Source organism: Vibrio sp. MMG023 (assembly GCF_021654215.1).
Lineage (GTDB): Bacteria > Pseudomonadota > Gammaproteobacteria > Enterobacterales > Vibrionaceae > Vibrio > Vibrio jasicida.
Map to the genome: position 1 here is coordinate 254,829 of NZ_JAKFZP010000002.1, position 22,870 is coordinate 277,698.

At 44.4% G+C, this 22,870-nt stretch carries 20 protein-coding genes; 8 read left to right on the forward strand and 12 right to left on the reverse strand.

The window, feature by feature from the left end; genetic code table 11:
- Nucleotides 1-65: 65 nt before the first annotated feature.
- Entirely contained in the window at nucleotides 66-1,127 is a 1,062-nt protein-coding gene (gene sohB / locus L1076_RS06250) for a protease SohB (RefSeq protein ID WP_005439550.1), read from the reverse strand.
- 274 nt (nucleotides 1,128-1,401) lie between these two features.
- Between sohB and L1076_RS06255 the strand changes: the two genes are divergently transcribed.
- The 4 genes from L1076_RS06255 to L1076_RS06270 all read left to right on the forward strand — a co-directional run bounded on the left by L1076_RS06255 (nucleotide 1,402) and on the right by L1076_RS06270 (nucleotide 7,481).
- Entirely contained in the window at nucleotides 1,402-2,148 is a 747-nt protein-coding gene (locus L1076_RS06255) for a YciK family oxidoreductase (RefSeq protein WP_039977035.1), read from the forward strand.
- A 130-nt stretch (nucleotides 2,149-2,278) separates the two neighbouring features.
- A complete protein-coding gene (gene imuA / locus L1076_RS06260; RefSeq protein WP_039977036.1) occupies nucleotides 2,279-2,971 on the forward strand; it encodes a translesion DNA synthesis-associated protein ImuA in 693 nt (230 codons plus the stop codon).
- Nucleotides 2,972-2,975: 4 nt separating this feature from the next.
- Nucleotides 2,976-4,379, forward strand: a complete 1,404-nt coding sequence (locus L1076_RS06265) for a DNA polymerase Y family protein (RefSeq protein WP_237303384.1) — start codon at nucleotides 2,976-2,978, stop codon at nucleotides 4,377-4,379.
- Between the two features lie 27 nt (nucleotides 4,380-4,406).
- On the forward strand, nucleotides 4,407-7,481 hold the full coding sequence (locus tag L1076_RS06270; protein ID WP_237303385.1) for an error-prone DNA polymerase: 3,075 nt from the start codon (nucleotides 4,407-4,409) through the stop codon (nucleotides 7,479-7,481).
- Nucleotides 7,482-7,837: 356 nt separating this feature from the next.
- On the opposite strand, the gene L1076_RS06275 is transcribed toward L1076_RS06270, so the two are convergent.
- Both L1076_RS06275 and L1076_RS06280 read right to left on the reverse strand, forming a co-directional pair.
- Complete coding sequence (locus tag L1076_RS06275; RefSeq protein WP_038869478.1) at nucleotides 7,838-8,779, reverse strand: chemotaxis protein CheV; 942 nt, start codon at nucleotides 8,777-8,779, stop codon at nucleotides 7,838-7,840.
- A 232-nt stretch (nucleotides 8,780-9,011) separates the two neighbouring features.
- Nucleotides 9,012-10,229 carry an ROK family protein gene (locus L1076_RS06280; RefSeq protein ID WP_038869476.1) on the reverse strand — a complete coding sequence of 406 codons (1,218 nt, stop codon included), beginning with the start codon at nucleotides 10,227-10,229 and terminating at the stop codon, nucleotides 9,012-9,014.
- 319 nt (nucleotides 10,230-10,548) lie between these two features.
- Here L1076_RS06280 and pyk point away from each other — a divergent pair, with 319 nt between their 5' ends.
- Nucleotides 10,549-11,991: a pyruvate kinase gene (pyk, locus tag L1076_RS06285; RefSeq protein ID WP_038869474.1), complete on the forward strand. Its 1,443-nt coding sequence runs from the start codon at nucleotides 10,549-10,551 to the stop codon at nucleotides 11,989-11,991.
- A gap of 69 nt (nucleotides 11,992-12,060) precedes the next feature.
- Here pyk and L1076_RS06290 read toward each other — a convergent pair whose 3' ends face one another.
- Nucleotides 12,061-13,206: a patatin-like phospholipase family protein gene (locus L1076_RS06290; RefSeq protein ID WP_237303386.1), complete on the reverse strand. Its 1,146-nt coding sequence runs from the start codon at nucleotides 13,204-13,206 to the stop codon at nucleotides 12,061-12,063.
- 22 nt (nucleotides 13,207-13,228) lie between these two features.
- Nucleotides 13,229-13,321 carry a YnhF family membrane protein gene (locus tag L1076_RS06295; RefSeq protein ID WP_005444835.1) on the reverse strand — a complete coding sequence of 31 codons (93 nt, stop codon included), beginning with the start codon at nucleotides 13,319-13,321 and terminating at the stop codon, nucleotides 13,229-13,231.
- 127 nt (nucleotides 13,322-13,448) lie between these two features.
- Between L1076_RS06295 and L1076_RS06300 the strand changes: the two genes are divergently transcribed.
- The 3 genes from L1076_RS06300 to L1076_RS06310 all read left to right on the forward strand — a co-directional run bounded on the left by L1076_RS06300 (nucleotide 13,449) and on the right by L1076_RS06310 (nucleotide 16,060).
- A complete protein-coding gene (locus tag L1076_RS06300; protein WP_038881634.1) occupies nucleotides 13,449-14,039 on the forward strand; it encodes an outer membrane beta-barrel protein in 591 nt (196 codons plus the stop codon).
- A gap of 465 nt (nucleotides 14,040-14,504) precedes the next feature.
- Nucleotides 14,505-15,965 carry a sodium-dependent transporter gene (locus L1076_RS06305; protein ID WP_038869467.1) on the forward strand — a complete coding sequence of 487 codons (1,461 nt, stop codon included), beginning with the start codon at nucleotides 14,505-14,507 and terminating at the stop codon, nucleotides 15,963-15,965.
- Entirely contained in the window at nucleotides 15,965-16,060 is a 96-nt protein-coding gene (locus tag L1076_RS06310; RefSeq protein WP_095760653.1) for a MetS family NSS transporter small subunit, read from the forward strand. Before L1076_RS06305 ends, L1076_RS06310 begins: the two co-directional genes overlap by 1 nt.
- A gap of 58 nt (nucleotides 16,061-16,118) precedes the next feature.
- On the opposite strand, the gene L1076_RS06315 is transcribed toward L1076_RS06310, so the two are convergent.
- From L1076_RS06315 to pabC, 7 genes are all read right to left on the reverse strand, one after another.
- Complete coding sequence (locus tag L1076_RS06315; protein ID WP_105068796.1) at nucleotides 16,119-16,520, reverse strand: hypothetical protein; 402 nt, start codon at nucleotides 16,518-16,520, stop codon at nucleotides 16,119-16,121.
- Nucleotides 16,521-16,763: 243 nt separating this feature from the next.
- Nucleotides 16,764-18,194 carry a PTS glucose transporter subunit IIBC gene (gene ptsG / locus L1076_RS06320; RefSeq protein WP_038869464.1) on the reverse strand — a complete coding sequence of 477 codons (1,431 nt, stop codon included), beginning with the start codon at nucleotides 18,192-18,194 and terminating at the stop codon, nucleotides 16,764-16,766.
- Between the two features lie 445 nt (nucleotides 18,195-18,639).
- On the reverse strand, nucleotides 18,640-19,407 hold the full coding sequence (locus tag L1076_RS06325; RefSeq protein ID WP_038869462.1) for a YchF/TatD family DNA exonuclease: 768 nt from the start codon (nucleotides 19,405-19,407) through the stop codon (nucleotides 18,640-18,642).
- Nucleotides 19,398-20,360: a DNA polymerase III subunit delta' gene (locus L1076_RS06330; RefSeq protein WP_237303387.1), complete on the reverse strand. Its 963-nt coding sequence runs from the start codon at nucleotides 20,358-20,360 to the stop codon at nucleotides 19,398-19,400. Before L1076_RS06330 ends, L1076_RS06325 begins: the two co-directional genes overlap by 10 nt.
- A gap of 24 nt (nucleotides 20,361-20,384) precedes the next feature.
- Nucleotides 20,385-21,017, reverse strand: a complete 633-nt coding sequence (tmk, locus tag L1076_RS06335) for a dTMP kinase (RefSeq protein WP_038869457.1) — start codon at nucleotides 21,015-21,017, stop codon at nucleotides 20,385-20,387.
- Complete coding sequence (gene mltG / locus L1076_RS06340; protein WP_104036861.1) at nucleotides 21,014-22,030, reverse strand: endolytic transglycosylase MltG; 1,017 nt, start codon at nucleotides 22,028-22,030, stop codon at nucleotides 21,014-21,016. Before mltG ends, tmk begins: the two co-directional genes overlap by 4 nt.
- Nucleotides 22,027-22,842 (reverse strand): aminodeoxychorismate lyase, encoded by an 816-nt coding sequence (pabC, locus tag L1076_RS06345; protein WP_237303388.1) that lies wholly within the window; start codon nucleotides 22,840-22,842, stop codon nucleotides 22,027-22,029. Before pabC ends, mltG begins: the two co-directional genes overlap by 4 nt.
- Nucleotides 22,843-22,870 lie beyond the last annotated feature (28 nt).

Here is a 22,870-nt window from a genome sequence, read left to right on the forward strand (position 1 = left end):
TAACAACCCTCAGCGGAGACAAAAAAACCAACTAAACAGTTGGTTTTTTTGTTACTTCTTAAGCATTACACAATTGGCTTTTGACCGCGTTCTGCAAGTTTAAGTACGACACTATCAGCCACTTTACTTGCAACACCGGCAAGCTTGTCTGCCAGTTTTTTCTTTTGCACGTAATGCACTGCTAGTACGGTTTTCTCTTTGCATGCTGCAACAACTAGATCGTCGGAAGTGCTGATTTCATCTACCAGTCCTAGCTCTTTCGCTTGCGTACCAAACCAGTGCTCACCGGTTGCGACTTTTTCAAGTTCTAGCGCTGGGCGACGTTCACTGATGAAATCTTTGAACAGTACGTGTGTTTCTTCAAGTTCTTGTTTGAACTTATCACGCGCTTTGTCGGTGTTCTCACCAAACATCGTTAGTGTACGCTTGTACTCACCAGCTGTTAGCTGCTCATATTCGATATCGTGTTTTTTCAACAGTTTGTTGAAGTTAGGGATCTGCGCGATAACGCCGATAGAACCTACAATCGCAAACGGCGCAGACACAATCTTGTCTGCCACACATGCCATCATGTAGCCACCACTTGCTGCCACTTTGTCGACAGAAATCGTCAGAGGCAGACCTGCAGCTTTGATTCGATCAAGTTGAGAAGATGCTAAGCCATAGCCATGGACCATACCACCACCAGACTCTAGACGAAGCAGCACTTCATCGCCTTCACGAGCTACTGCTAATACTGCAGTGATCTCTTCACGTAGAGAGCCCACTTCTTTTGCATCAATACTTCCGTTGAAGTCCAACACGAACAGATGCGGTTCGCGCTTGCTATCAAGAGAACCTTCTTTGCTCGCTTGTTTGATTTCTTTCTCACGAGATTTGTTCTTTTCTTTCTCTTCCTTCTTAGCCGCTTTATCACGAGCTTTGATGAAAGCGTCATCGTGCAGGTGATGTTCTAACTGTTCGATTGCATCTTTATGACGCTCAGAAAGATTGGTGACTTCCAATTCGCCTTTCGCAGCACCCGATTTACCACCCGCCGATTTTGCAATAATCAGCAGCACAACCACGGCCGCAACAACGGTAACAATCTTGGCTAAAAACAGACCATAATCTAATAAAAATTCCAATGAGAGTTCCTCTATCTCATACCAGTAATAGTCATCAATATGTTACGTAGAAAAATCAGAGAGAAGGCAAGAAAATCGGTAACCTCTTGTTCTGATTGATGGTGTTCAAATAACATACCGGACAACCGTTCTGGAATTGGTATAACACATGAATTGGTGTATTGTAACCAACTTGTCACGATTACCAAGATTTTCCATTGAGAAACAGGCGCATTTCTACACCAAGATGACGTCTGTTCGTCGGAATTAGATACAATAATAAGGATTAACTACCGTGAACTACTCCGTTTCAGCAGATGCCCTAAAAGGTAAAGTCATTCTTGTCACTGGTGCAGGCAATGGTATTGGTCGCCAAGCGGCACTTTCTTACGCTCAGCACGGTGCGACTGTGATTCTACTTGGTCGAAACGTTCAAAACCTTGAATCCATCTACGATGAAATCGAATCTGCAGGTTACCCTCAACCCGCGATCATTCCACTTGATCTAAAAGGCGCAACTAAGCAGCACTACATCGATATGGCAGAAACCATCGAAGGTCAATTTGGTCGTTTGGATGGCCTGCTGCACAACGCTGGCGTTTTAAGCACGCTGTGCCCGTTTGAGCAAATCAATGAAGAAGACTTTGACGACATCATGCAGATTAACGTGAAAGCAGAAGTCTTGATGACTCAGGCACTGCTGCCTATCATGCGCAAATCAGATGCTGGTCGTATTGTCTTTACCTCTTCAACGGTTGGCCATTCAGGCCGCGCTTTCTGGGGTTCGTATGCTATTTCTAAATTTGCCGTCGAAGGCATGATGCAGGTTCTCGCCGACGAACTGAGTGACACACCAATGCGAGTTAATGCCATTAACCCCGGTGCAACTCGTACTCGTATGCGTGAAAAAGCCTACCCTGGTGAAGATTCAAATACATTAAAAACACCTTTAGATATTATGCCGTTGTACCTGCATTTAATGGATCCAGCCGTCACTGATATCAACGGTCAGTGTATTGACGCACAACCAAAGCGTAAGTGATAAATTCTCACGACCTCGCATAATCGATTGAAAAGGCAGCAAACGCTGCCTTTTTTCGTATTTCTGCCTATAAAAATCTTGCGACTTTCCATCACAGAAATATACTGTGCATATATACAGGTATTTTATTATGCAAGACATTATCCAGAATTTAAAAAGCCAACATCTTGTTTGGCAAGCAAATTTAACCAAAGCTGATACACACCAGACTCTCCATAGCTCAGGTTTTCCTGAGTTAGATACCTTGCTTGGGGGCGGTTTTCCTCCCCATGGCGTCGTGGAAATGGAGTCCGTTGGCAGTATTGGTGAATTGCGTCTTTTAGCGCCTTATTTAAAAGCATCTCTGGCAAGAGGAGTAACGGCATTCATTCAGCCTCCCGCATTGATGAATTCATTGTTCCTACACAGCATTGGGTTGGACATCAACCAAGTATGGGTTGTCACACCGGAACATCAACGCGATGCCTTATGGGCAGCAGAGCAATGCCTCAAAAGCGGCGTATGTACTAACGTTTTGCTATGGCAAGATGAACTAGAGATCCACCAAGTAAAACGCCTGCAAGTGGCAAGTGAGCAAGGCGCTTGCCCTCTGTTTATGCTCAAACCTAACATGGCAAATCGCTTGTCTTTGCCTGTGTCACTCAGCTTAAAACTTCACGGTCACGAGCAAGGTGTGAGTGTAGAAGTGCTCAAAAGAAAAGGCGGTTGGAGCAAAGGCAGCGTCGATATCAACTTCCAGCACCACTACCCGCAACTGGTGATTCCAAGCACAACTCGTATTCCATCCACGGTGGTCAATTTCCCATTGGCGAATCAAGGTTAGTGATATGGCTTTGTGGATATACTTGCACTTCCCTCGCCTACAGTTAGATGCACTCTTTGGTGATAACCAAGAGCAGCCCATGGTGATTGTAGAAAGCCAACGTTGTCGGATCATTCAATACAACGAGATTGCCGAGCAACAAGGCATTAAGCCAAATATGGGCTTGGGTAGCGCGGCTTCTTTGTGCCGAGATTTGCAAGTGCATCCTTATCATCCGCAAACCGAATTGAGCAAGTTACAAGAAATTGCTCAATGGCTGTATTTGATTACGTCTGATGTCGTATTGATGCCAAGCCAAGGGGTTCTACTACGCGCAACCCCGATGCTTAACTTATATGAAGGGCTGCAAAATTACTGGCAAAAAGTCACGACTCACCTAGCAACGCTCAAGCTGAGCTTTCAGTTCGGCAGCGGCTTTTCACCCTTTTCAGCCAAATTGATGGCCTTATCTGGCAGTAATTGTTTGAGTGAAGATAAAGCCTTCATGCTACAAGCGTTACAACCTTTGCCACTGACATTGACCGATTTGTCGACCTCCACTGTCGATAAGCTACAGCGCGTTGGAGTTACAACCCTCGAAGGTTTGCTTGAGTTGCCGTTACAAGATATTGCTCGCCGATTTGATATCGATTTAGTCAACTACGTTGGGCGGTTAACAGGCCAGTTCAAACATCCTGTTGATTTTTATCATCCAACGGAATCATTCCAAGTCTATCTAGAATTGCTGTTTGAAATTGAAAACGTGCAATGGGTGGAAAGACCGTTAGCCAAGCTCCTTCAGCAGCTCGAAACCTTCCTCAAGCTGCGCGATAAAGTCGCGTTTGAGCTGTGCTTGACGCTCCACCAGCGAGATAAGCAAGAACAACATCTTCAATTGACTTCAGCGCAGGGCGATTACTTATATCAGCGTTGGCAACAACTCGCCAGTTTGAATCTAGAATCATTGACCTTAAACGGCCCAGTGATGGGCTTAACGTTAAAAATCGTCCGTCAAGGAGAGCCTTTAAGCGCAACTCGTGATCTCTTTGCTGGGCAAAAGGGCCAAATGAATGCATTAGAGTTGCTCTCTCTACTGCAAGCTAAATTGGGTAAAAGCGCAGTACTCAAACCGAATATCGCCTGCGACCCAAGACCTGAGAAAGCCAGTCAGTATCGCCCAGCCGATGAGCCGGATGTGTCGATTAACACCATCCCTGCGTTGTTACGCCCAGCGATGCAATTACCCGAACCTATCGCGCTACAAGAGCAAGTATCTCTCATTCATGGACCAGAGCGAATTGTCTCTGGATGGTGGGATGGCGATGAAATCATGCGTGATTACTACGTAGCACATACCAAGCAAGGGCGCTGGTTATGGGTCTTTCGCGATCAACACAAGCATTGGTTTCTTCATGGCTATTTTTGTTAAATCGGCAGTTATTTTTGTTAGGTTGTTATGAGTTACGCAGAACTATTTTGTCAGTCCAATTTTTCCTTTCTCACTGGGGCTTCTCATGCGGAAGAGTTAGTACTGCAAGCCGCTTTTTATCGTTATCAAGCTATTGCGATTACTGATGAATGCTCTGTTGCCGGTGTCGTCAAAGCGTACGCGACCATTAAACAGCACAAGCTTGATATTAAACAAATCGTCGGCAGCATGTTTTGGTTGAACGAGGAATGCCAAGTCGTGCTGCTTTGCCCTTGTCGAAAAGCCTACGCTGAGCTGTGCCGTATCATCACCAATTCAAGAAGACGCAGCGAGAAAGGCAGCTACCAACTTTCCGAATGGGATTTAATGTCGATTCGTCACTGTTTCGTGCTGTGGTTACCTGCACATCAGGAAAGTGATCACTACTGGGGACGTTGGCTTAATCAACACCATTCCGAACGATTATGGGTCGCGATTCAACGCCACCTCAGTGGAAGTGATGAAGCATACACAACTCATTGTGAGTTATTGGCTAATGAATTTCAGCTTCCTATTACCGCTTGTGGTGGTGTTTTGATGCATGCTGTCGAACGCCTACCTCTACAGCACGTACTCACTGCCGTTAAGCATGGATGCAATGTCGATAAACTTGGTTTTGATCGCCTATCCAATGCAGAAAGAGCGTTGCGCCCAATGAATAAGCTACTCCGCATCTATAAACCAGAGTGGCTTGCAGAAAGCAAAACCATCGCAGATTTGTGCGAATTCGAGCTGTCTGACCTGAAATACGAATACCCAGCCGAACTCATTCCAGATGGTTACACACCAGACTCTTACTTACGTTTTTTAGTTGATCGAGGTAAGCAACGACGCTTTCCCGAAGGGGTTCCAACAGACATCAATCAAACGATTGAGCGTGAACTCACACTCATTAAAGAGCTAGAGTACCATTATTATTTTCTAACCATTCACGACATTGTGATGTTCGCTAAGCAGCAAGGCATCCTCTATCAAGGACGTGGATCCGCGGCTAACTCCGTAGTGTGCTACTGCTTAGAAATCACCGCGGTTGACCCGAGGCAAATCTCTGTCTTATTCGAGCGTTTTATTAGTAAAGAGCGAGACGAGCCGCCAGATATCGATGTGGATTTCGAGCACGAGCGTCGTGAAGAAGTGATTCAATACATCTACAAAAAGTACGGGCGCGAGCGTGCCGCTTTGGCGGCCACCGTGATCAGCTATCGCTTTAAAAGTGCCGTGCGTGAAGTGGGTAAAGCACTGGGGATTGAAGAAACTCAGCTAGACTTCTTCATCAAAAACGTCAATCGCCGTGATCGTAGCCAAGGTTGGCAAGCGCAAATCATCGAATTGGGGTTACAACCAGAGTCATTAAAAGGCCAGCAGTTTATCCAGTTGGTGAATGAGATCATCGGATTCCCGCGCCATTTATCTCAGCATGTCGGCGGCTTTGTGATTTCATCTGGCCCTTTATATGAACTGGTGCCTGTCGAGAATGCCTCGATGGAAGATCGCACCATTATTCAATGGGATAAAGATGATTTAGAAAGCTTAAAGCTATTGAAAGTCGATGTACTTGCACTTGGCATGTTGAACGCGATCCGTAAATGCTTTCAATTAGTCGAGAAGCACCACCAGCGATCCCTGTCGATTGCCGAGATCACGCGCCTGCAAGACGATCCGCACGTATACCGCATGATCCAAAAAGCCGATACTGTTGGCGTATTCCAGATTGAGTCTCGCGCGCAGATGAGCATGCTGCCACGCTTAAAACCTGCACGTTACTACGACTTAGTCGTGCAGATTGCCATTGTTCGTCCGGGCCCAATCCAAGGAGATATGGTGCACCCGTTTTTAAAAAGACGAAATGGTGAAGAACCGATCAGCTACCCATCGGAAGAAGTGAAAAACGTACTAGAGCGCACCATGGGCGTACCGATTTTCCAAGAACAAGTGATCAAGTTGGCAATGGTCGCGGCTGGTTTTAGCGGCGGTGAAGCGGATCAATTGCGTAGAGCAATGGCAGCATGGAAGAAGAACGGCGATCTCGCTAAGTTCAAACCAAAGCTTATCGATGGGATGCTTGAACACGGCTACGATCTTGAGTTTGCCGAACGTATCTTTGATCAGATTTGTGGCTTTGGTGAGTATGGTTTTCCTGAGAGCCATTCCGCCTCTTTCGCGGTACTGGCTTATTGCTCTGCATGGCTAAAGTTCTACTATCCCGCTGAATTCTATACTTCGCTACTGAATAGCCAACCCATGGGCTTTTATAGCCCTTCACAGCTGGTTCAGGATGCACGTCGACACGGAGTGGAAGTACTGCCTACTTGCGTGAACCACTCACACTACCAGCACCACTTGGTAAAACGCCCCAATGGACGCCTTGGTATCCAACTAGGCTTGCGGTTAGTCAAAAGCCTCAATGAAGAAAACGCTATCCGCTTGGTTGAACACCGCCCAACTCATGGTTATCGTTCTATCCAAGAGGTAAAACAAATTCTGAGAAGTCGTCGTGATATTGAGTTATTAGCTTCTGCGAATGCTTTTCAAATACTCTCAGGTAACCGATATAACGCACGTTGGTCAGCTATGGATTCGTTATCAGACTTGCCCTTATTTAATCAAATTGAAGAGCCTGAGGTGAGCTATCAACCTCAGCCTTCTGAGTACGAAAATCTCATTGAAGATTATGCCAGTACAGGGTTATCACTTAGCCGTCACCCAATTACCCTACTGGAGGAAGCTGGCAAACTACCACGCTTTACTCGTATGAAACAGCTCGTAGAAAAAGAGCACAAGTCCTTGGTGACGGTTGTCGGTGTCGTCACAGGCAGGCAATCCCCAGGCACTGCAGCTGGCGTCACCTTTTTCACGTTAGAAGACGACACTGGTAACATTAATGTGGTTGTGTGGCGAGCAACAGCGCGCGCGCAGAAACAAGCTTATCTCACCTCAAAGGTGTTAATGGTAAAAGGAATTTTAGAAAGAGAGGGAGAAGTCACGCACATCATTGCAGGTAGGCTCATTGATTGCACTCAACACCTTGCGGGACTGCAAAATAAATCGCGGGATTTTCATTAAAGAAATGAGAATAGAGACAGATTGACACAGGGTAAACTGAATAAAATAAAGGGAGGTCGACCCTCCCTTTTCAATTCCGCTGAAATTAGTCATCAGCTTCCGCTTCCGTACGTTTTTTCTTGTATTCCCTATACAGTAACAAAGATAAAGTCATAATAACTTTAGATGTTAGCCATATCATTAAAAGGAAGTACCCTATACTGATGAGTCGAGTTGACTCGTAGGTGAAAAGTAACGTGATATACCTGACATATTTCACTGTAAAAAATATGTAAGTAAAGTATAGCAACTCATGAAGCAGACATCATAAAAACTTATGAATGAGTTTGTAACAAGATAATTATACCTTGGATAACCTAAACCACCTGACGCAAACGTTCTTGTGCGACTTCAACAAGAAGATCTGGTTGGAACTTAGATATAAAGCGGTCACAGCCCACCTTTTGCACCATGGCTTCATTAAAACTCCCACTTAAAGAAGTATTTAGCGTGATGAACAGTTTGGACATTCTCGGATCACTACGGACTTCATGCGTCAGTCGATAGCCATCCATTTCTGGCATTTCAGCATCAGTAATCATCATCAGTAACTCGTTCGCGACATCTTTACCTTCGTCACACCAACGTTTTAATACCGTCAATGCTTCAAGGCCATCTCGGCACTCAATAATATTCAAACCTAATTGAGACAAGGTATCACGTACTTGGTTACGAGCTGTTGAGGAGTCATCCACAATCAGCACATTACGACCAATCATAGCTTGAGCAAGTTCGTGGTCTAACACGCCTTCAGAAATCGTGACATCGTAATGGATGATTTCCGCTAACACCTTTTCTACATCGATGATTTCGACGATTTGAGAGCTATCCCCTTCTTTCACTTGGGTAATTGCCGTGAGGTAGTTAGAGCGACCAGATGTGGAAGGTGGAGGCTGAATTTCGGTCCAAGCTGTATTGATGATGTTTCGTACAGGCCCAACAAGGAAGCCTTGAACTGAGCGGTTATATTCCGTGATGATCAGGTTTTCTTCTTCCGCTTCACCACGCAAAGGGGGAAAGCCAATTGAACCACGCAAATCAATCACAGGTACTGCTTCACCACGGAGAGAAGCGACACCACGAATATTGTAGTGTGAACCAGGTAGCTTGGTCAGTGGCGGCAGTTTGATCACCTCTTTCACTTTGAAAACGTTGATCGCAAATAACTGGCGACTATTTAATGTGAACAGCAAAAGCTCCAGTCGGTTCTCACCCACTAGATTCGTACGCTGATCCACTGTATTTAACACTCCGGACATACCACTACCTAACTCTGAATAACTATCCTTCACTCTTTAAAGAAAACCGTGCTGAAACAACAAAGTAAAACTTTTGTATGAGTGTTTTACATTACTTAGGGAAATTACATTAATGCTATTGATATAGCAATGAAGCAAAGCTCAGATTGGCGCTTTGCATCAAATTGGCGATCAAAAAAGGGTGAACTCTTAAAGCTCACCCTTTAAAACTACGCCACAACAATACGAGAAATTAGCCTTCAATTACCTTCATCAGTAACTGACCATCATACAACGCTTGTTTGATAAGCGCGGCACCCGGCATGGTCGCTTGTTTGTAGAAACGAGATTCCACCAGCTCAAGATCTTGGTGGTAGACCGGTAAACTCTGCTCTTCAATGCAGCGGCGAACGGCAGGATAAAGCACCTCTTTCGCTTGGTTGATTACCCCACCAATCAAAATCTTCTCTGGGTTAAACAAGTTGATCACAATAGCAATTGCAGATCCCAAGTAACGACCAAGCTTCTCGATAACATCGACAGCCAAAGGATCGCCATTTGCCGCCGCCTCACAAATACTTTCGATGCTCATTTCTTCCTGATCAGCAAGAATTGAGGGTTCGCCATCAGCAATACGAGTCACCACTTCTTCACGAATAGCTTGTGAACTCGCAACGGTCTCTAAGCAACCAATGTTACCACAGTGACAACGTTTACCATTCGGATCAATTTGAATATGGCCAAGTTCACCAATGTTACCATGACGGCCCTGTAGGACACGCCCATCTAAGATGATACCGGCCCCTAAGCCGTGGTGAATCGAAATCAGAACCGAGTTATCGTTCTCTTGTGAGTGACCAAACAGCTTCTCAGCCAATGCCCACGCACGTGTATCGTTGGCAATAAACACTGGTAAACCTGTTGCTTTGTAGATCTCAGGTCCTAGAGCAAGGTTCTCAACATTGTAATGCGGCATTTGCAGCACAATACCCTGCTCTGAGTTCACCAGACCAGGCAACGTGATAGCAATACTAGTCACACGATCAAGTTGATCGGCGTACGTTTGAAAGAATTCATCAATTTCGTAGAGTAAGCGTTCCAAAACATCATCTTGATCGCGCTCGTGGATATCGATTTTGGTATCGATAAGCACATCCCCACCAAGTTCATGCAAAGCAATGGTCAAATACCCTCGCCCTAAACGCATCGATAAGAATTGCCAGCCTTCATTATTGACTTGCAAACCTACCGCTGGACGGCCACGACTGGTCGCCTCTTGCACGGTAGTTTCATGAATCAGATGTGCTTCAATCAACTCTCGAGTGATCTTAGTGATACTCGCAGGTGCAAGCTCACTTTTCTTGGATAAATCGATTCGAGAAATTGGACCCTTCAGGTCAATTAGTTTGTATACACGACCAGCATTGACCTGTTTGATATGATCAATATGGCCCGGTTGAGCCATGTACATCTTGCACTCCGAAATTCTATAACGGGATAATTTTTTTACTTTGCGAAGTAATTGTGAAGTGAATTGATAAATCCCCGTGACAAGCATCACGTATAAACATGTTTGTTTGTGTATTCAATCAAATAACGAGAAATCTACTCCTGTTAAATTGTTTGAAAATTGACTTATTTTATTCATCAAATTAGGAAGCAAAGCCTGAGACTCAGCGTTTTTTCAGCACTTTGACCTAAATACGAACAATATGTACATAGTGTGCATATACTTAGCGAGAATAGAATTCCAGTTATCTCGTCCTACACCTGCATTCTTCGGAGAATCTATGACTTCTATATTGAGAAGAACAAAAATCGTCACAACGCTAGGCCCTTCAACCGACAAAGACAATGTCCTTGAAGAAATCATCAAAGCGGGCGCAAACGTCGTACGTATGAACTTTTCCCACGGTACGAGCGAAGACCATATTCAACGAGCCAATAAAGTCCGTGCGATTGCGGCTAAACTGGGTCGACAAGTTGCTATTCTCGGCGATTTACAAGGTCCTAAAATACGAGTCTCAACTTTCCAAGATGGTAAAATCATCCTCAGTGTCGGAGACAAGTTCACTTTAGATAGTGACTTACCTAAAGGCGAAGGCAACCAAGAATCGGTTGGCTTAGATTACAAAGAACTTCCACAGGACGTCTCAACTAACGACATCCTGTTACTTGATGATGGCCGAGTACAGCTCCAAGTTACCAGCGTTGAAGGAAATAAAGTTCACACCCGAGTCACTGTTGGTGGTCCATTGTCCAACAACAAAGGCATCAACAAAAAAGGTGGCGGTCTTTCTGCGGATGCTCTAACAGAAAAAGATAAGGCAGACATCCTAACCGCAGCAGAAATCAAAGTGGATTACTTAGCCATCTCATTCCCTCGCAACGGGGAAGACATGAACTACGCACGTCGTTTAGCGCGTGACGCTGGCTTAGAAGCGAAGCTTGTCGCTAAAGTCGAGCGAGCAGAGACGGTAGCGAACAATGAAGCAATTGATGACATCATCCTCGCTTCCGATGTGGTGATGGTGGCTCGTGGTGACTTAGGGGTAGAAATTGGCGATCCAGAGCTTATCGGCGTACAGAAAAAGCTGATCCGCCGTGCGCGTAGCTTAAACCGCATTGTTATCACTGCAACCCAAATGATGGAATCTATGATGGCCGCACCGATGCCAACTCGTGCAGAAGTGATGGACGTTGCCAACGCCGTGCTTGATGGTACAGACGCCGTTATGCTTTCAGGTGAAACAGCTGCGGGTTTATACCCAGTAGAAACCGTTAAATCCATGGCAGAAGTCTGTATGGGTGCAGAAAAAATGTCAGAAGCAAGCCTCTCGACTTACCGATTGGATCGCACGTTTGCGACCGCAGAAGAGACCATTGCAATGTCGACTATGTATGCTGCCAATCATATGGAAGGCGTAAAAGCGATGATTTCATTAACAGAATCAGGCCGCACAGCATTGATGATGTCACGTTTGAGTTCTGGTCTACCGATTTTCGCACTCTCTCGTAACGAGTCCACATTGAACCGTGCAGCACTATACCGTGGTGTAACACCAGTGTTCTTTGATTCTAAGGGGGGCGCTGGATTGACGACCGCTCACGCGGCAATTGTAACGCTTAAAGAACAAGGATTGCTCGATGAAGGGGATCTCGTGATCTTCACTCAAGGTGATGTCATGGATGTGGTTGGTTCAACGAACTGTATGCGAATCCTATCTGCGTAGCATTTGACTCGAATACATGACAAAGGCTCCAACTGGAGCCTTTTCTTTTATCGAATTACGGATTCAAACCTAAGCGGTCTCTCGGCCATCTACGTTTAACTTATCATAGAGCTGAATTAGGTTAAAACCCGCTTGTAGTCCGAGTTGGTAGTCATGCTCTAGCGCTTCTGGGTCACTAAGTAGAGAAGAGGATTGGAGTTCTTCTTTAGGAGCCAACTGGAGGATAAAGGTATCATCCGGCGGCGCAGACAAGAAAGCTTGTGTCAGTTCGAACGTTTGGTAGTGAATCATCAACATATCTGCCAGCCCGGAGTCGAAGTTCTCTCCGACCAAATGACTCAAACGATACAAATTGTCCGCCCCAAACAACCAACGTCCGCCATTCAGCAGTTTGTGGCCAGTTAACTTAGAGTCATGAGCGGCATTGATTTTTTGTTGAAGGAAGTCACTCCAATCATCTTTCCATTGAGTAACTTTTTGTTGCCAAGATTCTTGTACTGAATTGATAGATTCTCGATACCACTCAACGCCACCATCACCAATCTCACTTTGCGCTTTAGCTTCTGATTCAGAAAAAGGCTCAGTACGAATCACAATAATATTACGTGCATTTTGTCGCCATGCTTCTTGCACTGGGATAGACGCAGATACACCTCCATCCACAAACTGCTGACCATTAATACTCACGGGGCTTTGGTACAATTTTGGTATGGCGCACGTCGCTACCATAGTATTAACCCAATTTTGGCTCAAAATCGGCAGGTATTGATCTGAGAGAGTGTCGGCGTTAGTAACCGCTGCGAAGGCGCTACGGGCTCCTAACACACTTTTACCCATATCTAAGTCAAGTTTGTAAGGGTAATCCTGAATCCGCTCTAAGGCCCATTCTAGCCCCAAATACTGCTTTTTACGGATGTAGCGGAAGAGATTGAAGAATTCGTCAGATGTCGTGAGGTCAGTAATGAAAGCTTTCCCCATTCCGTGTTGTCGGCAGAGATAAGCACAGAGGTTAAGCGCGCCGGCTGAAGTTCCATAGAACTCATCAAACGGGTCGAAATTGGAAAGAAGAAATGCATCCAATACACCAGCGGTAAAAATCCCTCTCTGCCCTCCACCTTGTGCGACAAGGGCAGTTTTGCCATTTCTAAAGCGCTCGTAAACATCTACATCAAGCTCTGCATGGCTGTCGGTGATTATACCGCTGTTACGTATCATAGGCGTGATGCCAGTATGTTAGTTAAGCCGTAGTAATCGCAATAATCCCAAAAGACAGTAAAACTGCGAACACCGTGACGACAATGAGTAGGGCGGATTTTAGATCGTGTTCCATAGACACCTCCTTTAGTTGTAACAAATTAATAACACCAGTGTGAATTATGTTCAAGAATTGCCTAATTTAGTCGCACGATTTTGACTAAGGCATCACAATTAGCTTAGTCATAATAAGGAGATAGCAAATGAACTATAAAATTGGCTGGCTAGTTGGGAGTATCTTATTGAGCAGTTCTATGGCTGCTCAAGCAAACGTTATTGTTACTCCCTACGTCGGCTTTACAGGGGGCGGAAAAGTAGAGGATGAAAACAGCCGCACCTACGATTTAGACCCTTCCATCAATTATGCGATATCCGTAGAAACACCTTTCGAGATGGGTCGTATTGGTTTTTTCTATTCAAACCAATCCTCAGAGCTACAAGACATCAATAACTCCGCAGATATTCACTATCTCCAATTTCAAAGCAGTATTTACTACCCTCTTTCTCAAGGATGGCAAACCTATGTTGGCTTGGGATTAGGAGCCTCTTATGCCGATGTTGATTGGGTTAATGACAAATACGGGTTTTCTGGCAGTGCTTTCGCCGGTCTTGAATACGAATTCTCGAAAACCTTTGCGATGACAGCTCAGATCCGTTGGTTGGGCACTGTTGTCGATAACGACACATCAGGAGCCTGCGTCCTACCGACTGACGGTTCATCTTGTATTATCAAGTTTGAAACCGATTGGATGAACCAATTCCAGTCAAATATTGGTTTTACCTTCCGCTTCTAACACGTCGTTTTAACGTAATATCTTCTATAGGGTGTCATCAATACAGACAGACGCCCTATAAAACAAAAACAGTTTATTAGACCAAGATCACATTGATAATTTAGATATTTATTTCAAAAACAACCACTAATTACCGATCGGATGCCCTACAAAAACACCATTTAACAATATTTAAACCACATAAAATCCTGCCATTAACATTTAGAATCTATTGCGCTAAATAATGTAAAAAGTTAGTCTAACCACAGAAAGCAGAAGAATATTTCAGCTTTTACAAACACACATCAAAATACTAAGCATTTAATTCTATTTCTTTGCATGCATTACAAAGTAAAACACCAGAATTTTGTAACAATTCGGAATTAAGGATAAAAACTGATGGATAACAGTTGCCCTTTCTTCTGCTGGTTTTTTCATAATGCCTGAAAGAGCTTCATTCCTTAGGGAGTTGTACAGGAGTCAAATATGAAGCGAGAACAATGGGGATCCCGTGCGGGATTCATTTTAGCCGCAGTCGGTTCAGCCATCGGTTTGGGTAACATCTGGCGTTTCCCTTATATGGCTTATGAGAATGGTGGCGGTGCCTTTTTTATTCCTTACCTTTTCGCCATGATCACAGCAGGTATTCCATTCATGATCCTAGAGTTCAGTATGGGTCAAAAGTACCGTGGTTCTGCGCCAAAAACACTCGCGAAGATCCACTCTAAGTTTGAGTGGTTAGGTTGGTTTCAGGTGGGTGTTGCTGCAGTTATCGCAGTCTATTACGTTGCCGTTATTGGTTGGGCGATTTCTTATTTTGGTATGTCGTTTACTCAAAGTTGGGGTTCAGATACGAATGCATTCTTCTTTAGTGAATACCTAAAGCTTGGTGATAATTCACCAACGGATTTAGGCAGTATTCAATGGAAGATCGCAGTATCTATGTTGATTGCTTGGGCGATTACCTACACAGCCATTGTGAGCGGTGTTAAATCGGGTATTGAACGCGCTTCTAAGATCATGATGCCTATTTTGTTTGTTATGGTGATCTTCTTGATTGGCCGCATGATTTTCCTACCTGGTGCGCTAGATGGTGTGAACTACATGTTCGAGCCTGATTTCAGCAAAATTTGGGATGTGAAGGTATGGGCTGCGGCTTATGGTCAAATCTTCTTCACGTTGAGCATTGGCTTTGCGATCATGCTGGCGTACTCAAGCTACCTACCAGAGAAATCGGACATCACCAATAACGCCTTTATGACGGTATTGATCAACTGTGGCTTCTCAATTCTATCGGGTATCATGATTTTCTCAGTGTTGGGTTATATGGCGCAAGAGCAAGGCAAACCACTCACTGAAGTTGTATCTGCAGGTGTTGGATTGGCATTTGTGACATTACCTGCGGCAATTAACTTATTACCAGCACCATACATTCTTGGCCCGCTGTTCTTCTTTGCTTTGGTTGTTGCTGGTTTAAGCTCGCACATTTCGATCATGGAGGCAGTCACTTCAGCGGTTATCGACAAGCTAAAATGGAGTCGTAAAAAAGCCGCTAACGTCGTAATTGGTGCGGGATTTGTTGTCTCGATGGCATTCGCGACCAACGGCGGACTGCTTCTACTTGACCTTGTCGACCACTTCGCAAACAACGTTGGTATTATGGTTGGCGGCCTTGTAGAAATCGTTCTGATGGCTTGGTTATTGAAACAAGTGCCAGAAGTTCGCAATTACGTTAATGAACGCTCTGACTTCTCTATCGGTCAATGGTTTGAAATCTGTCTACGTTTCGTGACGCCTATCATGCTAGCGATTATCTTGGCAACAAAACTGTACGCGCTTCTAACAGAAGGCTACGGTGGCTACGACCTAACCCTAGGTTGGGCAATGATTGCTGCGCTGTTCGTGTTTGGTGTATTAATTAACGTAATGAGCAAGGAGAAAGCGTAATGACGACAAGTGCAATCATCATGATGATTATCGGTCTGGGTATTACTTGGGGCGGAGCCGCAATTTGCATCAAACGTGCGATGAACAAGCAATAATCATAATTAGAAGTTAAAAAATAAAGTGCCGGCGACAAAGCCGGCATTTTTGTGTCTGTTAGAAATTATACTTGATACCAAGTGCCCCACCGATTTGTAGGTCAGGTCCTTTATAAAGCTCAAGTTCTGGGTGAATTTGAGCGTAGACGTCCCAACCTTTAGATAAGTCCCAGTTCAAACCCAATGGAACACGGACACCAAATTCATCATCCCACTCATACCAACCACCAATACCGACGTACCAGGTCAGTGGCATGCTTTGATCGAACGTCCCGCGCTTCGCAATGTAGTCAAACGCCATCCCATCATTACCAATGATGCCGCGATACTTATCTTCAATTTCAATCACGACACTCAACTGCTGATCAACAGCCATACCCACAGAAAAATTCTTTGGTCCATCTGCAGCCATTACGGCGCTTGGCAATGCAGCTGCTGCCAACAAAATTAGTTTTTTCATCAACATCTCCCCCTCTAAAAAACAGCGTGCATAATTCAAACATAACACCATTTTATTTTGTCAGTAACGAGTAAGGATGACGTACGAATAAAGCTACAAAGGTAAGGCTGAGAAGAAGATCACGCACTGTAACTAAGGAAGTGACTAAGAGAGAAAACAGTAACAATAGAAAAGAAAAAGGTAGACCAAAATTTACAGATCAAAAAAGGAGGCCGAAGCCTCCTTTTTTATGAATGACTGAGATTAGCCGTGGTTACGAATCCACTCATCCATTTCTGTTTTCAGGTTGTCAGACTTAGTACCGAAGATAGCCTGTACACCACCTGCAACAACTACAACACCAGCAGCGCCAAGTTGTTTTAGCTTGTCTTGGTCAACGGCTGCTGTATCAGCAACTGCTACACGTAGACGAGTGATACATGCGTCTAGACCTGTGATGTTAGCTTTACCGCCGAATGCAGCAACAAGCTCACCAGCCATGTCTGAACCAGTCGCAACCGCAGCAGTTTCTGTTTCATCTTCACGACCAGGAGTTTTTAGGTCAAGAGCAGTGATTACTGTGCGGAATACTACGTAGTAAATGACTGCGTAAACTAGACCAACAGCAACCATCAGACCCATCTTCTGAGCGTGGCCAGATAGAACTAGGAAGTCGATCAGACCGTGTGAGAATGATGTACCGTGTACGAAACCGAGAGTATTAGCAACAACGTATGCAGAACCAGCTAGTAGAGCGTGGATACCGTATAGTAGTGGAGCAACGAATAGGAATGAGAATTCGATTGGCTCAGTAATACCTGTTAGGAATGAAGTCAACGCAGCAGATGCCATGATACCCATTACTTTCGCGCGGTTTTCTGGTTTAGCACAGTGAGCAATTGCGATTGCTGCAGCTGGTAGACCAAACATCTTGAACATGTAACCACCCGCTAGCTGACCGAAGCCATTACCAGCAGCACGAGATGCTTCATCAGCAACTAGGTAACAAGTTAGTACGCCGTTTTGAGTTTCGCCCGCAGCGTTCACACAAGTACCAGCTTCGAAGAAGAATGGTACGTTCCATACGTGGTGTAGACCGAATGGGATTAGAGAACGTTCAACAACACCGTAAATACCGAATGCTAGTTGTGGGTTCTGATGTGCAGCCCAGTCAGAGAATGCAGAGATTGCACCGCCGATTGGTGGCCATACGAAAGAAAGTACTACCGCAAGGAAAATCGCAGCAAAACCAGTGATGATTGGCACTGCACGCTTACCAGCGAAGAAACCAAGGTACTCTGGAAGTTGAATTTTGAAGAAACGGTTGAATGCCCAAGCAGCAACACCACCGACAAGGATACCACCTAGTACGCCTGTATCGATTTTCTCAACGCCCATGATGCCAGCCATAACGCCAAGCGTTGCTGTCATAATGCCGTAACCAACAATAGCAGCAAGACCTGCTACACCGTCGTTGTTTGTGAAGCCAAGTGCTACACCAACAGCAAATAGAAGTGCCATTTGGCCGAATACTGAACCACCAGCTTGTTCCATAAGATTCGAAACGATCTCTGGAATGAAGCTAAGGTGGGCAGCACCAACACCTAGTAGAATACCTGCGACTGGCAAAACTGATACTGGTAGCATCAGAGCTTTACCAACTTTTTGCAGGTTTGCAAAAAGGTTCTTAAACATGTTTATGCTCCTGATAAATTATAAGTATTATTTGGGCACTAACGGCACACCCCCGTAGCCTCAATGTTAGCACCCAATGAAAATGTAACCACACGTTGCATTATATTTTCCGGCTCTAAATATATATTGATGGCCCTCAAACTTTCCACACAGTTACGAAATTTAGTTTCAAAACAAGTCTCAGATCACACCGAAAAAGCGCTAATGAAAAGGTTTGCATTAAACTTATATTACTGTTTTATAAAGACTTTATTATCAACAGAATTAATTTTAAGGCGTAAATAAAATAAAGACTGATGTTATTTTTAGTAACAAAATTACATTTGAGGAATTTGAATGCGGTTAAATCAACAAATTTAGTAAACATTAAACTAAATGATCTTTTTGGCGTATTTCTAAACAAAAAAGGGGCTATTGCCCCTTTTTTACTACGCTTATTGATTTTTCATCGCAAAAAAAGATTTCGGAAGTTTTCGGTGGTTTTTTGCCCTACCTCTGCTAGCGAGCATCCTTTTAGCTGTGCGATATAGGCTGCAACTTCGACTACGTAAGCGGGTTGGTTCTCTTTTCCACGATGTGGCACGGGAGCTAAATACGGTGAGTCCGTCTCAATAAGTAGCTTTTCTAGCGGTAATGCTTTCACTACTTCCTTCAATTCTGTCGCTTGACGGAAAGTCACAATACCCGAAATTGAGATGTAGAACCCCAAATCCAACGCAGCTTCTGCAAATGGCAGATCTTCCGTAAAACAATGAATCACACCACCACATTTATCCGCTCCACCTTTACGTAGAATTTCTAATGTATCTTCACGTGCGTTACGAGTATGAATGATGAGTGGTTTATTTAGTTCTACCGCTAATTCAACTTGCTGCTCAAAACGCTCTTTTTGCAGTCCCGCTGTCTCTGGTTTGTAATGATAATCTAACCCCGTTTCACCAATCGCCACGACTTTCTCGTGAGAAGCATGACGATGCAGCGTCTCTAGTGAAAATGCACTTTCTACATCAAGTGGGTGCACACCACAAGACGCGTATACATTATCGTAAGGCGTGATCAGCTCTAACATCTTAGGGAAAGAGTCCAACGTCACACCGACCGATAGAAGTTCGGTTACGTTAGCTTGTTTTGCTTTGTTAATAACGTCTTCAACATTGATATGAAGATCGTCGTAATTCAACTTGTCTAAATGACAATGCGAATCTACGAACATAATGCCTCTCGTGATTCAATTAACCAGTTCATTGATAGTAGTTCAAGGTTTAAACCGGGAAAATTCTGCACCTGTGCTTTAAGCTCAAGGAGCTTTTTCGTTGATAGGTACAACCCATCATAATTATTTGTTGGGAACTTCGTCGCGCCAGGCAGTTGATCCACCTCGACAACGCCAAACTGAGCCTTCTGCGCATCTGTTAATAAATACCATGCCCAGTCCAACGCTTTATCAGGGTTCTTCGCAATCATAGTCGCGCACTGAAAAACATCCGATATCGGCGAAGATAGCGTGTCGATAAAACAGCGTTCAAACGTTTGATATTCATCTAACTCGCCACTTTTCACAGCTTCTAGGGTTTTTATTGGAGACCCCATATTCAACTTCAGCGCATAAGCAGGCACATTTGACTCGCCTTGCTCTTTAATCCAGTTCATTGCCTGTTCAGTCGAAGGGGATGCCACCACCCACTGCTGACAACGACTTTGAATCGTTGGCAGTAATCGCTCTTGATTGTGCGTGACAAGTAAGAACAAGCATTTGTGTCCTGGTTCTTCGAGTGTTTTTAACAAAGCATTAGATGCAGACTCATTCATTGCATCCGCAGGCTCGATAATAAACACACGATAGCCATTCAATTGAGAAGACTCATGAGCAAGACGATTACAGGCGCGAATCTGATCAACCGTAATCGCTTTGCCTTCTTTCTCTGGCCTTATCCAATGTAAATCGGGATGGCTTTGAGACTTCACCAACTGACAGCTATGGCAAAAACCACAAGCTTCGCTGGCGTAGTTTTGGCACAACAAAGTAAGACTGAAAACTTCCACGAGCTTATCCACGGCCAAACCTTTCTCACTTTGCAGCATCAAAGCGCCGGGAACCCGTTCGGAATCTAGGCTCGTTTTTAGGTTATCCCAAACTGGCTGTAACCATGGAAAATCATTCAACATGAATCACCTCAATCCAGATATCACTTATTGTTGCTCTAACCACTCATTAAGAGCAGCTTTGATGTCTCGTGACACTTCTTCAATCGTCTGTTGTGCGTTGATAATAACAATAGAATCGTCTGCATTCGCCAGCTCTAAATAACGCTCACGAGTACGCTCAAAAAAGCTGATGTCCATCTTTTCAATACGATCAAGTTCGCCACGACCACGAGCACGCTCAAGACCGACACGCGGATCGATATCCATGTACAGTGTGAATGCAGGCTTGAACTCACCTAACGTGGTATCACGTAGGTTCTTCATAAGAGATGCATCGATTTGACGACCACCACCTTGGTAAGCCTGAGAAGACAAATCATGACGATCGCCCACCACCCACTGTTCGTTTGCTAGAGCTGGCTTGATGACGTTTTCGACTAGCTGAACACGCGCTGCGTAAAGCAAAAGCAGTTCGGTCATGTCTTTTAGGTCTTCACCCTCATGCTCTTCTTTTACAAGCGCACGCATTTTTTCTGCTAGCGGTGTGCCACCAGGTTCACGAGTATTAACAATGTTTTCGATACCCGCCATCTTGAGCGTATCTAAAACTGTTTTAATGGCAGTGCTTTTACCCGCGCCTTCTAGGCCCTCAACGACAATAAAGTTTGCTTTCATCATTTGTTCTTTCTTAGTTCTCTTAAATAGGCACGTACAGCACGATTGTGCTCAGCAAGGGATTTCGAAAATACATGTCCGCCCTTTCCACTTGCTACGAAATATAGATAGTTGCTGTTTTCTGGGTTTAAAGCCGCTTCAATCGATGCTTCACCAGCCATGGCAATTGGTGTTGGCGGCAAGCCATTAATCGTGTAAGTGTTGTATGGCGTTGGTGTTCGTAAGTCTTTCTTCCGGATGTTGCCATCATACGCATCGCCCATACCATAGATAACCGTCGGGTCTGTTTGTAGGCGCATACGTTTATTCAAACGGTTTACAAACACAGAAGCTACACGTTCACGCTCAGAATCAATCGCCGTCTCTTTCTCGATGATAGACGCTAAGATCAATGCTTCATATTTATCTTTGATTGGCAGTTTTTCTTGGCGTTGCACCCAGTGAGCATCCAAAATGGCATTCAACTTATCATGAGCACGCTTCAGAATTTGACTTTCACTTGCGCCCGCAGTGTAGTGATACGTCTCTGCTAAAAACAAACCTTCTAGCTTATCTCGTTTAATACCCAATTTTTCCGCCATCTGTTTTTCAGATAAATCTGTCATATCATGCTTAACATATGGCGCAGCACTCAGTTGTTCAACCCACTCAGAAAAACGGCTCCCCTCAACAAACGTAATCGCAAATTGATGCTCTTTGCCAGTATTAAGTTGTTCGAGAGTTTCGTACAACGACACACTAGGCTCAAGTTGGTAAGTGCCTGCTCGCACCTGAAGAAGCTCTGGGTAAAGGTGGGGCATTAAACGAATGTAATCAGAAGCTTCTATGATGTCGTCTTTTACAAGATCACGCATCACTCGGTGAAAGCTGGTGCCATTTTCTACGGTAAACAGCTGAGGCTGCTCTATAAGAATTGGCGAGTTAACATATTGCTTAGTCTGTGAAACAACGTAAAAAACACCAGCTGCACCAATAACGGCAATCAGTACAACAAAAGCAAACAGTTTTTTAATCACGTATTTAGATTCCCTTGAAGTCGTTGTGTCAATTTTCCAATTGGAAATAGAGTCTTATTGTTTTGCGACGAAATGCTCCTAACAGGAGCAACACCTAATAGAGAGTTACACATCCAGATCTCATCGGCCTCAAGCAGCTCGGCAAGCGAATAAGTACTCACTGCCACTTTAATACCAATAACATCTAAATATTCCAGAACTTTACGGCGCTGGACGCCAGCGACACCAGATAAACTCAAATCCGGTGTAAACACACTATTATCTTTAACCCAAAAAAGGTTTGCCATTGTAGTTTCAATGACATGATTTTGCACATTTAACGTCACAGCATCGGTAAATTCAGAGCCCTCTATTTCTGCTTTGGCGAGAACTTGTTCTATTCGGTTATTATGCTTATGTCCGGCCAGAAGCGGTTGAATACCAAGGCGGGTTTCACAGACCCCTAAGTGAACACCATTTTCTTGCCAAAAAGGATAATGAGAAGGGAACGCAAAGTTAGATACACTGACCGTAGGTCCCTCAATGCCACTTGGACTGTACCCTCGCCCACCTTCACCACGGCTGATGTGAATTTTGATACCTGCCAATTCATCTTTCAAAATAGCTTGGGTAGCCCATTCATGGACAGTGCACCAATTTGGAGAAGGTATTTGCAATGTTTTTAGGCACGCCTCCAACCGCTCGATATGTTCTGGCCAATAAACCAGTTCACCTTTTTTAGTCAAAATAGTGGTGAAGCAACCATCGCCATACTGAAAAGAACGATCGCTAACTGAAACGTGCGTTTGTGGAAGTCCATTTACCCAGAACATTCAAATACCCTTGCTTTGTGAGCGCCAA

Bases quoted from the DNA above. Each gene is read 5' to 3' on its own strand.
- pyk (WP_038869474.1), top strand. From the start codon at position 10,549: ATGACTTCTATATTGAGAAGAACAAAAATCGTCACAACGCTAGGCCCT.
- L1076_RS06270 (WP_237303385.1), top strand. From the start codon at position 4,407: ATGAGTTACGCAGAACTATTTTGTCAGTCCAATTTTTCCTTTCTCACT.
- L1076_RS06305 (WP_038869467.1), top strand. From the start codon at position 14,505: ATGAAGCGAGAACAATGGGGATCCCGTGCGGGATTCATTTTAGCCGCA.
- L1076_RS06325 (WP_038869462.1), bottom strand. From the start codon at position 19,407: ATGTTCGTAGATTCGCATTGTCATTTAGACAAGTTGAATTACGACGAT.
- tmk (WP_038869457.1), bottom strand. From the start codon at position 21,017: ATGATGAAAGCAAACTTTATTGTCGTTGAGGGCCTAGAAGGCGCGGGT.
- L1076_RS06290 (WP_237303386.1), bottom strand. From the start codon at position 13,206: ATGATACGTAACAGCGGTATAATCACCGACAGCCATGCAGAGCTTGAT.
- L1076_RS06275 (WP_038869478.1), bottom strand. From the start codon at position 8,779: ATGTCCGGAGTGTTAAATACAGTGGATCAGCGTACGAATCTAGTGGGT.
- L1076_RS06280 (WP_038869476.1), bottom strand. From the start codon at position 10,229: ATGTACATGGCTCAACCGGGCCATATTGATCATATCAAACAGGTCAAT.
- L1076_RS06315 (WP_105068796.1), bottom strand. From the start codon at position 16,520: ATGAAAAAACTAATTTTGTTGGCAGCAGCTGCATTGCCAAGCGCCGTA.
- imuA (WP_039977036.1), top strand. From the start codon at position 2,279: ATGCAAGACATTATCCAGAATTTAAAAAGCCAACATCTTGTTTGGCAA.
- L1076_RS06295 (WP_005444835.1), bottom strand. From the start codon at position 13,321: ATGGAACACGATCTAAAATCCGCCCTACTCATTGTCGTCACGGTGTTC.
- L1076_RS06265 (WP_237303384.1), top strand. From the start codon at position 2,976: ATGGCTTTGTGGATATACTTGCACTTCCCTCGCCTACAGTTAGATGCA.
- L1076_RS06300 (WP_038881634.1), top strand. From the start codon at position 13,449: ATGAACTATAAAATTGGCTGGCTAGTTGGGAGTATCTTATTGAGCAGT.
- ptsG (WP_038869464.1), bottom strand. From the start codon at position 18,194: ATGTTTAAGAACCTTTTTGCAAACCTGCAAAAAGTTGGTAAAGCTCTG.
- L1076_RS06330 (WP_237303387.1), bottom strand. From the start codon at position 20,360: ATGTTGAATGATTTTCCATGGTTACAGCCAGTTTGGGATAACCTAAAA.
- pabC (WP_237303388.1), bottom strand. From the start codon at position 22,842: ATGTTCTGGGTAAATGGACTTCCACAAACGCACGTTTCAGTTAGCGAT.
- L1076_RS06310 (WP_095760653.1), top strand. From the start codon at position 15,965: ATGACGACAAGTGCAATCATCATGATGATTATCGGTCTGGGTATTACT.